General features: G+C 37.2%; 11 protein-coding genes. All 11 read right to left on the reverse strand.

Annotated elements, in window-relative coordinates; translation table 11 throughout:
• Positions 1 to 604: 604 nt before the first annotated feature.
• The 11 genes from BM146_RS14700 to BM146_RS14750 all read right to left on the reverse strand — a co-directional run bounded on the left by BM146_RS14700 (position 605) and on the right by BM146_RS14750 (position 12,121).
• Positions 605 to 1,525 carry a hypothetical protein gene (locus BM146_RS14700; RefSeq protein WP_074890652.1) on the reverse strand — a complete coding sequence of 307 codons (921 nt, stop codon included), beginning with the start codon at positions 1,523 to 1,525 and terminating at the stop codon, positions 605 to 607.
• A 338-nt stretch (positions 1,526 to 1,863) separates the two neighbouring features.
• Positions 1,864 to 2,736 (reverse strand): hypothetical protein, encoded by an 873-nt coding sequence (locus tag BM146_RS14705; protein ID WP_143087502.1) that lies wholly within the window; start codon positions 2,734 to 2,736, stop codon positions 1,864 to 1,866.
• 317 nt (positions 2,737 to 3,053) lie between these two features.
• Entirely contained in the window at positions 3,054 to 3,326 is a 273-nt protein-coding gene (locus tag BM146_RS14710; RefSeq protein WP_143087503.1) for a hypothetical protein, read from the reverse strand.
• 110 nt (positions 3,327 to 3,436) lie between these two features.
• The gene (locus BM146_RS14715; protein WP_074890658.1) at positions 3,437 to 4,048 is read right to left on the reverse strand and encodes a sugar O-acetyltransferase; all 612 of its coding nucleotides are present in this window, start codon (positions 4,046 to 4,048) and stop codon (positions 3,437 to 3,439) included.
• Between the two features lie 56 nt (positions 4,049 to 4,104).
• On the reverse strand, positions 4,105 to 4,605 hold the full coding sequence (locus tag BM146_RS14720; protein WP_074890661.1) for a gamma carbonic anhydrase family protein: 501 nt from the start codon (positions 4,603 to 4,605) through the stop codon (positions 4,105 to 4,107).
• Positions 4,606 to 4,627: 22 nt separating this feature from the next.
• Positions 4,628 to 5,572 (reverse strand): hypothetical protein, encoded by a 945-nt coding sequence (locus BM146_RS14725; RefSeq protein WP_074890663.1) that lies wholly within the window; start codon positions 5,570 to 5,572, stop codon positions 4,628 to 4,630.
• A gap of 343 nt (positions 5,573 to 5,915) precedes the next feature.
• Complete coding sequence (locus tag BM146_RS14730; RefSeq protein ID WP_074890666.1) at positions 5,916 to 6,665, reverse strand: SIMPL domain-containing protein; 750 nt, start codon at positions 6,663 to 6,665, stop codon at positions 5,916 to 5,918.
• A gap of 138 nt (positions 6,666 to 6,803) precedes the next feature.
• Positions 6,804 to 7,463 (reverse strand): 3'-5' exonuclease family protein, encoded by a 660-nt coding sequence (locus BM146_RS14735; protein WP_242949414.1) that lies wholly within the window; start codon positions 7,461 to 7,463, stop codon positions 6,804 to 6,806.
• A gap of 145 nt (positions 7,464 to 7,608) precedes the next feature.
• The gene (locus tag BM146_RS14740; RefSeq protein ID WP_074890669.1) at positions 7,609 to 9,600 is read right to left on the reverse strand and encodes a 2-isopropylmalate synthase; all 1,992 of its coding nucleotides are present in this window, start codon (positions 9,598 to 9,600) and stop codon (positions 7,609 to 7,611) included.
• A gap of 451 nt (positions 9,601 to 10,051) precedes the next feature.
• Positions 10,052 to 10,906 (reverse strand): TIM barrel protein, encoded by an 855-nt coding sequence (locus tag BM146_RS14745; RefSeq protein WP_074890672.1) that lies wholly within the window; start codon positions 10,904 to 10,906, stop codon positions 10,052 to 10,054.
• A gap of 60 nt (positions 10,907 to 10,966) precedes the next feature.
• Positions 10,967 to 12,121: a Gfo/Idh/MocA family protein gene (locus BM146_RS14750; protein ID WP_074890675.1), complete on the reverse strand. Its 1,155-nt coding sequence runs from the start codon at positions 12,119 to 12,121 to the stop codon at positions 10,967 to 10,969.
• Positions 12,122 to 12,155: the final 34 nt, after the last annotated feature.

A 12,155-nucleotide genomic window follows, 5' to 3' on the forward strand; every position in this document is an offset into this window, starting at 1 on the left:
TACCTCAGCCATATCATTGATGATATTGTTCAGAGTCTGCTTGACTTCTGATGGGAAATTGTTCATAATGTGTACCTCCTTAATCATGAGTGAATGCGAATACGTTCTTGATTAAGGGGCCCCATTCCTGGTGGTAATCAGGAATGGGGCCACACATTTTGATATCTATGTCAATATATATTTTTAGTTTTTTGTATGAATTATGTTACTGGAACTGTAATCCGGTGACAGACCATTCACATGACAAAAATCAGCTCAAATCCGCATGATTAGCTGATTTGAGCTGATTACTCATAATAGTTCTATTTAGTTAAGCTAGGAAACTGGCATTGAGCACACAATGGTCTGTCACAATAAAGAATTTGTGAACAGACCATTTTTCCTTAATCTCTCAAATAATAAACTCTATATTAAAATTATAAACCATATATTGTTTATTATTACAGAAAAAAGCGTAGTTTTTATATCATATCTACGCTTTCGTATTCCTCTATCATTTACTATTCTCTATGACAAATAACGTTTGTCATTAATACCAACGTTTTATGTATTTCTTTTATACTTTTCAAGTTCATCTTGAAGTTTGGCAATGGTAGCATCTTTATCAGCAATTATAGCGCTGAGCTCTTTTCTTGTACTCTTCCATAAGTTTATTCAGATATGCATGATCCTTGGTTGCTCTTTGAACATCCGCAGCCCGGTTCTGTTCAAAAAGCCATGCATATAGTTCATTTGTGTTATTAACCCCTTGTTCTAGGCCCTGTTCCAAGCCCCTCTCTATTCCTTGCTTTTCAGCATTCTTCAAATCATCAGCCATAAGTTCCCTTAAAGCTTCACACATGTCTTCTTCACCCCTTATTTTCTCAAATATTGTTTTATTAACGCTTGCACTTATCTGTAGTACCGCATCAGCATTGTTTTTATCGCCCTGCTCTTTTAATTTACTTGCTTCTGTGATGAAGTTCCTTATATCGCCTTCATCAGCATTTGCAGTCATTATCTTAAGTGAATTAAGTTCATTATCTTTTAATTCTGATAACACAACTATTAAAATTGGAACAACTATTATTCCACTAATCTGATATATTCCAGGATATAATCTCGTTACGACACATCCTTCATCATCTAATTGTCTAAATAATTTATTGGGCCTTCTAATCCTGCATATTGTAATTGTAATCTCATCAGCCCTTATTTCATTTACATAATTTCCTAAACTCTTAAAAATCCCACTATATCCTATACATTTCCAAAGTACATCAATATCAAGCGCATCATCAGGATTTTTATACTCAATTATATTGTATTTTCTGAAACTTCTACCTATATCATTATCAATTACTATTTGCGTATTATTTTTCACTACCAAAAAATCAATCCGCAATGGCTGTTTTGAAAGAAGACGTTCTCTTTCAATTTCAATATCACTAGTGTAGTTTCTAAAGCTATATCTTAAGCCTCCTTCAAAACCGGAATGCCAGTCCATACGCCTTTTCTCACTACTGTTATTGTTTTCTTCGTTCATTAAAAATTATAGCACCTCCTATTTTTATCAACAATGTTCTTTCTTTGCATTTGAAATACCGCTAACACCAGATTTATAACACAGCATTTAAGACATGCTGCCCGTATTAGCAGTTGCCAGATGGCAAGAATAAACAATCAGCCAAACCAACTTATCATAATCACTTGACTGTGTAAATATGAGGTGTGCAATCTTAAGAATTTCTACTGTAATTCTTAAGGTTTTCTTAAGAAATTAACTATATACAAAATTTAAGTAAAAAGAAAAGCGTAGATTTTGTTATGTCAAAACCCACGCCTCAAATTCCCTCAAATTCACATAAGTTATATCTATATCTTTTATTCCAGATATTTCTTAGCTTTGTCTTCTGAGATTTTATATTGCTCGGATAATCGCTTAATAATTGTGGAATCATCCACATTCATACCTCTTAGTATATCTACAGTGCCAAATATTCCCTGCTCTAATCCCTGCTTTTCTGCTTGTTTTAAATCGTCAGCCATCAATTCTCTTAACGCTTCACACATATCTTCCTCACCTCGTATCTTTTCAAATATCGTTCTGTTAACATTTGCACTTATCTGTAAGACGGCATCGGCGTTGCTTTTATCGCCGCTTCTTTTCAGCTTACTCGCTTCTTCAATAAAGCTTCTTACGTCGGTTTCATCAGCGTTTGAAGTCATGATTTTAAGTGCATTTAATTCCTTATCATATAACTCAGATAATACCGCTACCATAATAGGAATAACAACAATCCCGCTGATCTGGTATATTCCCGGATAAAGCTTACTTACAACAAATCCGCTCTTTTCAAGTTGTTTAAATAAGCTTAACGGTTTTCTGCTTCTGCATATAGTTATTGTTATTTCGTCTGTTTTTATTGCATCTACAGTATTTCCAAGATTTTTATAAATTCCTGTATATCCTATACATTTCCACAGAACATCTACATTTAGAGCATCATCAGGATTTTTATACTCTATAAGATTGTATTTCTTAAAACTTCTTCCTATATCATTATCAATTACTACCTGCTCGTTCTTTTTTACCACTAAAAAATCAATTCGCAAGGGCTCCTTTGAAAGCAGATGCTCTCTTTCAATTTCGATATCATCAGCGTAGTTTCTAAGGCTGTATCTTAGGCCGCCTTCAAAGCCAGAATGCCAGTCCAGACGCTGATTACTATCACCCATATTATTTTCCTTACTCACAAAAATTATAGCACCTCCTATTTTTATCAACAATGTTCTTTCTTTGCATTTGAAATACCGCTAACACCAGATTTATAACACAGCATTTAAGACATGCTGCCCATATTAGCAGTTGCCAGATGGCAAGAATAAACAATCAGCCAAACCAACTTATCATAATCACTTGACTGTGTAAATATGAAGTGTGCAATCTTAAGAATTTCTACTGTAATTCTTAAGGTTTTCTTAAGAAATTAACTATATACAAAATTTAAGTAAAAGGAAAAGCGTAGATTTTGTATCATATCTACGCTTTTAAGTATTCTTTGATATTCAAATTATATATTTTTCTTTTCCCTATAGTCCGCATAAACAGCTTCACTATCATATTCTGGAGCATACTTTTCAGCACATGAAACTATATCTTTTATTGTACTTTCTGTTTCTTCGAGCTCTTCAGCTATAGTTGAAATAGTTTTTCCCTTAATTAGTTTTTTGCACACCAGCTCAACAATATGCTTATCAGCTCCTTGTTCTATTCCCAGCTCTATCCCCTGTTTCTCTGCTTTTTTTAGGTCATCAGCCATTAATTCTCTTAACGCTTCGCACATATCTTCCTCACCTCGTATCTTTTCAAATATCGTCTTGTTAGTGTTTGCATTTATTTGAAGCACGGCATCAGCATTGTTCTTATCACCTTGTTTTTTCTAATTTACTTACTTCAGCAATAATCCCCCACATCAAACCTACGATCCCGATAGTAGAAGTCCCTATCCTTTTCAGTAATTTCACGGATTATCTTACATGGATTACCGGCAGCTATTACATTATCCGGAATATCCTTAGTTACTACGCTTCCCGCACCGATCACCACATTGTTTCCTATGGTTACTCCCGGCAGAATACATGTATTTCCGCCAATCCAAACATTATCGCCGATAGTAATTGCTATTCCATATTCATAACCTGAATTGCGAGAGTCTGGATGAACAGGGTGACCAGCGGTATAAATTGAAACATTAGGTGCAATCTGAGCATTGTCACCGATTTTCACCTTTCCAACATCGAGAATAGTGAGATTATAATTGGCAAAAAAGTTCTCACCCACCTCAATGTTATACCCATAGTCGCAATGAAAAGGAGCTTCAATGTTGATATTTTTTCCTGTTTTACCTAGTATTTCTTTAATAAGCCTGTCTTGAGCTTCAAAATCGCCAGGTTCAAGATTATTGTACTTATATATCTTCTTTTTGTTTTCAAGACGTTCCTCGCTTAAGCCGTCCATCCATGCCTTGTAAGGAAGTTCTGCCAACATTCTCTCTTTTTGATTCATTTTTATCTCCCGGTTATTCATTACACAATAATTCCCACTACCATTTCATAGAAAAGTTAACAGCTTTTATCCATCGCCTTCCTTGCATGCTCCACATAAAGGGCTGCATTGTCCAGTATCCCCTGCTTTTCCTCATCTGTCAGCTGTCTTACTACTTTTGCAGGAGAGCCATAAACCATGGAACCCGAAGGTATCTCTACATTTTCCGTAACAAGAGCCCCTGCACCGATGATGCAGTCATCTCCTATCCTGGCACCGTTCATTATGATGGCTCCCATACCTATAAGAACTCTGTTTCCGACCTCACAGCCATGGACTATTGCGCTATGTCCTATAGTGACATCATCTCCAACTACAAGCTTATATTTTTTATCAACATGAAGGCAGGCAAGGTCCTGAATGTTGGTACGTTCACCAATAGCAATCTTGCAAGAATCTCCTCTTACTACAGCGTTATACCAGACAGCACTGTCCTTCCCTATCGAAACATCACCTATTACTTTTGCGCCATCTGCTATGTAAACAGTTTTATCAATTACATGTTCAGTATTTTTCATTACGCCACTTTTCCCATGTTTATTATGTATTTTTCTTTTCCCTATATTCCGCATAAACAGCTTCAATGTCATATTCAGGAGCATGCTTTTCAGCACATGAAACTATATCTTTTATTGTACTTTCTGTTTCTTCGAGCTCTTCAGCTATAGTTGAAATAGTTTTTCCCTTAATAAGTTTTTTGCATACTTGCTCAACAATATGCTTATCAGCTCCTTGTTCTATTCCCTGTTTCTCTGCATTTTTTAAGTCATCAGCCATTAATTCTCTCAATGCTTCACACATATCTTTTTCTCCTCGTATCTTTTCAAATATTGTCTTGTTAATGTTTGCACTTATTTGAAGCACAGCATCAGCATTGTTCTTATCACCTTGTGTTTCCAATTTACTTATTTCCGTAATGAAGCTCCTTATATCGTCTTCATCCGCATTAGATATCATGATTTTAAGAGCCTTAAGTTCTTTATCATTTAGTTCAGAAAGAACTACAATCAAAATTGGAACTATTATTATTCCACTAATCTGATATATCCCCGGATACAACTTGGTTACTATATATCCGTCATTTTCCAGCTGTTCAAATAACTTTATTGGCTTTCTGCTTCTACAAATAGTGATTGTTATTTCGTCAGCCTTTATTTCATCTACAACATTGCCAAGTCCTTTATAGATTCCTCCATAACCGATACATTTCCATAGAACATCGATATTGAGCGCATCGTCAGGATTTTTGTACTCAATTATGTTGTATTTCCTAAAGCTTCTACCTATATCATTATCAATTACTATTTGAATATTCTTTTTTACAATTAAAAAATCAATACGTAAAGGCTCTTTGGAAAGAAGATGTTCTCTCTCTATTTCAATATCATCAGCATAGTTTCTAAAGCTATATCTAAGCCCTCCTTCAAAGCCGGAATGCCAGTCCAGCCGCTTCTTTCCACCATCTTTATTACTTTTTTCGCTCATTAAAAATTATAGCACCTCCTATTTTTATCAACAATGTTCTTTACACTTGAGATACTGCCAACACCAGATTTCATCACAGCATTTTAGACATGCTGTTCGCATTAACAGTCGCCTGATGGCAAGAATTAATAATCAGCCAAAAGAACTTATCATAAACTTTTGACCGAGTAAATATTTAGCACGCAATCTTAAGAATTTCTACTGCAAATCTTAAGGATGTCTTAAGAAATAAACTAAATTCAGAATTTAAGCACAGAAAAAAGCGCAAACCTTATAATGGTCTGCGCTAAATCACATCATGTCATTAAATCATCATCAAATAACTTTTCTCATTGAGTCCAGCTTACTTCAGATCATACTCCAACCTGACAGTTATAGTAGCAGTCTTATAACGTGAGCTTGTATCGAAGGCTCCGTCGTAGGAATAGCTGCTTGTTCCTGAGTTTTTAGCTGTAATCTGGAAAACTCCAAGGCTTGAATTTTTGAGTTTTCCAAGCTTGGCGCCGGAGTTCTCGGCAACTATATCGATCCTGTCCTTGGCATTTATTGAAGCTTTATCGATAAGATCAAGTTTTAGGGCATCAAGATCTGAATAGTAGTACTCAGGATAATCAGATGTCAATTCAACTCCTTTATCCAAAAGAGTGGAAATATCTCTGGAAATCTTTTCAACATTATCGAGATTGCCTGATGAAACAGTTACGCTCTGGGTAAGCTGATAACCATCCGGCTCAGAGCCTGTGTAATTGCCGTTAGCATCATAAATATCTCTGTAGGTTCTGCTGATGTCAACAGAGCTGAAAACTATCTCATCTTCAGATACATTGTTATCCAAAAGGTACTGTCTTACGTAATCAGCGTCCTGCTTAACTTTTGCATAGGCTTCCTGGGATGTATATGCAACTGACGAAAAAGAGCCTCTCCAAATAATAATGTCAGCTTCAAAATCAACGCTTGCGCTTCCCGTCGCAGAAATGACATGGCTGCTTTCTGATCTGAAATGGGATAATCCAAATGACAACAGCCCGCAGCTAGCTACAATACAAACTCCAAGGATAAGCACGTTCACCCAACTTTTTTTCTTTTCTTCCATAACACACCTCCTGATAAAATGATACATCTGCAAATCATATAAAGTATCACTTTTATCATAGCATTTTTAACACTTCTACGCATTTCATATCATTGCTCAAATAGACCATTATCCGAAATCTGCTCTTTCACTCCCCAGTCAAATCAGTCCGCACTCATAGGTCTCGATTGGATGCCCTAAAAGTTCTATGATCTTAAGCTCATCCACAGCGTCGTATACTGCGTTATGAACTTCACGGTATTTGTTATTACCTGTTAAAAAATGCATGATCGGCTCAACGCCATACCCGGTCTTTAATCTGCCGGTTTTACAGCAAGGAAGCTCCGCAGGAATAGATGTGTTGAACTGCTTGTAGGCAGCTATACGCATAATGTCGTACCAGTCAAATTCCTGCAGCTCAGGAAGGTGATTATAATCAAACTTTGCATTGTAAGCAAAAATTTTATCTATACCATTTTTATTCAAAAAAGCTTTCAGATCAGCCAATGCATCTGACCTGGTCATTGATTTTCCTTTAATTTCGCCATAATACATAACATTGGAGTAAATACCGCCCACACGGCATTCCGGGTCAAAGACATAATATCTTTTTCCAAGAAGTTTATAGGTAGACGCATCTGCTATAGCAACACCAAGACTCATAACTTCATCATTCCAGTTGGTCTCAGTATCAATAACTGCAATTACGGTACCAAAATCATAGCTCTTTACTTCTTCCACCAGTCTATTTTCTTTAGCTTTTTCCTTATTTCCGGACTGATTTTTTATCAAGTTCAAAAACTCAAGTGAGCTGTTCATATAAATCCTGCCTTTAATTATCACTACATTCGATCTTTATGATCTCAGAACTCAATTATAGATTCTTTGATTTCTTTTATCAAATTATGTATTTCAAGCTAAGTATTTCAAGCTATGATATAAAAAAAGTGCCATAGGCACTTTTTTATCTGGAACTTCTGTACTGAACAGGAGTCATTCCATATTTCTTTTTAAAGAGTCTGTTGAAATGTTCAACATTCTGATAGCCTGCTGCCTCTGCAACCTTTTCAACTTTCATGTTTCCGTTACGAAGAAGCGTGCTGGCCTTATTAAGTCTTATCCTCTTCACATTCTCTCCAAAGGTCATTCCGGATTTTTCCTTAATGTACTTTGAAAGATATGGTTTTGAAAGATAAAACTGCTTTGAAAGATCATCAAGTGTTACTGTCAGGTAGTTCTCCTGTATGTAATTGATGATAGAATTAATTCTTTCATCTTTGCTATTCTTGATGTCTTTTACTGTATCAATCTGATTAACTGCAATTACAAGAGCGTTGATTGAAGATTTGATAATATCCTCATCAATTCCTACGCCCCAGAACTTCTTGCCATTAAAGGTAATGCCCACATATGTGCAGGCCTTTGAAGATGACCCTCTTGAAAGAGCATGCTCCTCATAAGTTGAAAGCTCATAGCTAACGTTAAAATACTGCTTAATAGCGTTACTTACAGCATCCAGACGACCATTACCATTGGCCTCAACAATATGTTCTTTATCCGCATGAGCAATTGTAACTTCTGCCAAAATACCATCGATCTGTTTGAAGTGAACAGAAGGAATCTTGAATACATTGTCGTTGTGGACATATTTGTCCTCAAATATCTGATAGATTCTGGCAGGTGAAAGCTCTGCGTGCTCTCTGTCAGAGATATCCTTGATAGTGTAGCTGACATCAGCCTGCATTTCCTTAGGAACCATCATACCATAGTTAGTCTTAAGAATATAGCTTACGCCACCCTTTCCGGACTGACTGTTGATTCTGATAACATCGCCGTCATACTCTCTTCCAAGGTCTTTTGGATCAATAGGCAGATATGGAACTGACCAGATTCCGCCATCTTTTTTCTGCTCATGCCAGGCAAAACCTTTTGAAATAGCATCCTGATGAGATCCTGAAAAAGCTGTAAATACAAGTTGTCCTGCGTATGGCTGTCTCTCATATATGTGCATTCTGGTAAGGCGCTCATAAGTTTCACCAACCTCTATGATATGACTAAAATCAAGTTTTGGATCAACACCATGTGAATACATGTTAATTGCAAGAGTAACGATGTCAACATTTCCTGTTCTTTCACCGTTTCCAAATAGCGTTCCCTCTATTCTGTCTGCTCCGGCAAGACATCCAAGCTCAGCATCACTGACGCCTGTACCTCTGTCATTGTGTGGATGAAGAGAAAGAACTACTGCATCACGATACTTTAGGTTCTTGCTGATATACTCAACCTGAGTTGCAAAAACATGTGGCATGGCAATTTCAACAGTCGTAGGAATATTGATGACTACTTTATTTTTGACTGTTGGCTTCCAGACATCCAAAACAGCATTGCAAACATCAACTGCATAGTCAACTTCTGTTCCCGGGAAACTTTCCGGTGAATATTCAAAGGAAAAATTGCCTGTTGTCTCTTTTGCAAGCTTATCAAGAAGCTTTGCGCCATCAACAGCAATTTTCATTACTTCTTCTTTGCTCTTTTTAAACACCTGCTCACGCTGTGCCACAGATGTGGAGTTATAAAGGTGAATGATGGCTCTTGGAGCGCCCTTTACAGCTTCAAAAGTTCTTTTTATGATGTGCTCTCTTGCCTGAGTAAGAACCTGAACTGTAACGTCATCAGGAATCATGTTCTTCTCGATAAGAGTTCTGGCAAACTCAAACTCAGTTTCAGAAGCAGCAGGAAATCCAATTTCAATCTCCTTAAATCCAAGGTTAACAAGCATGGTAAAAAATTCAAGCTTCTCATCGAGGCTCATAGGCTCAATAAGTGCCTGATTACCATCTCTTAGATCAACACTGCACCAGATTGGCGGATGATCAAGGTAATCTTTTTTTACCCAGTCATAGGTGGCTTTTGGTGGCATAAAGTACTGACGCTGATACTTGTTAACGTTTTTCATTGCTTTCTCCTTGATGTTTTTTGTTATGGTGATATTAATTATGTTCATCTTTGTTGACTTTATTTTCGTAATAGAGATTAATATTGCTCATGTTTTTTGATATATATTATGTTACCACAATATTGTACAATTACATCATGGTGATATTAATCACTTTTATTGATTAAAATTAATATCAGGAATTCTATTAAGATTAAAGCTCTCTACGAGCTGTATAAAAAAGAATCAGCCACGTTGGCAAGACGTGGCTGAAATAGGTAGGAGATTTCTTATGACTATGTATGTCATTTGACTGTTAGCTTTTGCTAACAATATGTATGTTAGCATTGTCTAACATGTTTGTCAAACATTTTTTTTAATTTTTTTATTTTTTGTTTATTCTTTGTTTTTTGGAAGTCATTGGGACGGTTCTTTTGGCTTACTGACTTCCCATATTGTAACTTTCTTATATCTATCCCAAAACCTTAATAAGTGCATCGTGAGCAAGGGTAAAGGCTTCGATTCCTGACAGCTTCCTGCCTTTGCCTGACGCAATTGAAACATTGTTCTGCTCAAGATCAGCAAATCCAACGAAATCAAAAAGATGTGGTTCCAGAGATAAGAATCCATCAAATCCATTTTCGAAAAGTTTTGTCAATATCAGCTTTACATTTCCATCGCCAAGGCCTGCAGGAACAACGCTTCCATCGTTTGAAAGAGCGTCCTTAACATGAACATAGACAATGAAGTCCTTTAAAAGATCATAAGCTTCCAGCGTATCCTGGCCTACCTGAACAAAATTCGCAAAATCAAATATAGCCTTGAAATTATCTCCATAGAACTCATCCATAAGCTCACGGCATTCTGCTGCCTTGTCGCCATAGATTCCTTTTTCATTTTCATGAAGGAGAAGGATTTCTTCTGACTTTGCATAGTCTACAAATTTCCCAAGGCGATCAAAGACCTCCCCCTTATAAATTTCATGTTTATCTTCAGGAACATAAAAACTGAACATTCTGATCCTTGGTGTTTCCATCATATGCGCAATCTCCACAGCCCTTTTGAACTCTTCAAAATGCTTTTCAAAGTGATCTGTTATCTGGATCTTTCCAAGAGGTGATCCAAGAGCTGAAAGCGATATTCCATTTGCATCCAGTTTTTCCTTAATTTCTTTTACCTTCTCGTTGCTGTGGAAAATAAGGTTGTTACCGTCAGCACCGCGCATTTCAATATGCTTCATGCCAAGTCCCTTTATTCCTTCTATCTGTTTATCAAGTTCAGGTGCAATTTCATCTGCAAAGCCTGTAAGAATGTATTTTTTGTTCATGATCTGTCTCCCTATTTTCTGATTTCTTATACCCAACATTTGCCTATCTTCAATACGCTTTTAGTATGTTCCTGTAGTATCAAAAACTATTCCCTTATCTTCCTTCAGCTTCGATGTTGCTATCCTTTTGTCTAATTCTCGAAAAAAAAGGTCTTCGTCGAACGGAAGCTCAATAGTCTCATCAAGCCAGGATGAAAGGTACATCGCATTTGAAAGAGTAAGCCCGTTGATTCCCTCTACTCCTTCTGCAACAAGCTCTCCTTTTCCAAGGATTTTATCCGCAAATGCCTTTAATACTCCAACATGCTGTTCATTGAGTCCATCTGTCTCAATCTCCACTCTGGTGCAATCTGGCTTTTTAAATCCCTCTTTTTCATGTTTGCAATGCTCAAAAACGCTCTCTGAAAGCTTGTCAAAAATAAGCTTGTCATCTTCGCAAACTATCTTGCCCATTTCAAAAGTAAGTTCAAGTCTGTTTGTTCCGGGAGCATCACCTGTAGTAGTGACAAAGACTCCTGTAGCGCCGTTTTCGAACTCCATATAGGCTGTAACATCATCTTCAACTTCAATGTCATGCCATTTTGCATTGTGACAAAAAGCTCTCACTTTTACAGGCATACCACAGAGCCACTGCAACAGATCAAGCTGGTGAGGGCACTGATTGATAAGCACTCCGCCGCCTTCGCCTGCCCAGGTTGCCTTCCAACCGGCTGCATCGTAATAACTCTGGGTCCTGTACCAATCAGTAATTATCCAGTTCATACGTTTTAGCGCACCAAGTTCTCCACTTTCTATCATCTCATGGAGCTTTCTGTATACACAGTTTGTGCGCTGATTGAGCATTATGGCAAAAACTTTATCACTTTTGCCTGCTGCCTCATTCATCTCTTTTACCTGCCTGGTATATACACCCGCTGGTTTTTCTGTGATAGCATGAACTCCGTGAGAAAGTGCATAGATCACATAATCAGGATGCATATAATGCGGCGTTGCTACAAGTACCGCATCAACATCTCCTGAGTCGATCAGTTCCTTTCCATCTGAATAAAGAGCCAGATCCTTTGACAGTTCTTTTTCTGCAAATGAAAGCCTTTCTGGCCTGGTATCAGACACCGCAGTCAAAACCATGTCAGGCACTTTGCCTTCCAAAATGCTGCGCGCATGGTTGGTCCCCATTCCTCCAATACCGATAATCCCAAGTCTTACCTTCTCCATGTAACCACCTTGTCAGTAATTATTTACCGACTCC

It is taken from the genome of Butyrivibrio proteoclasticus (assembly GCF_900115735.1).
GTDB classification, from domain to species: domain Bacteria; phylum Bacillota; class Clostridia; order Lachnospirales; family Lachnospiraceae; genus Butyrivibrio; species Butyrivibrio proteoclasticus_B.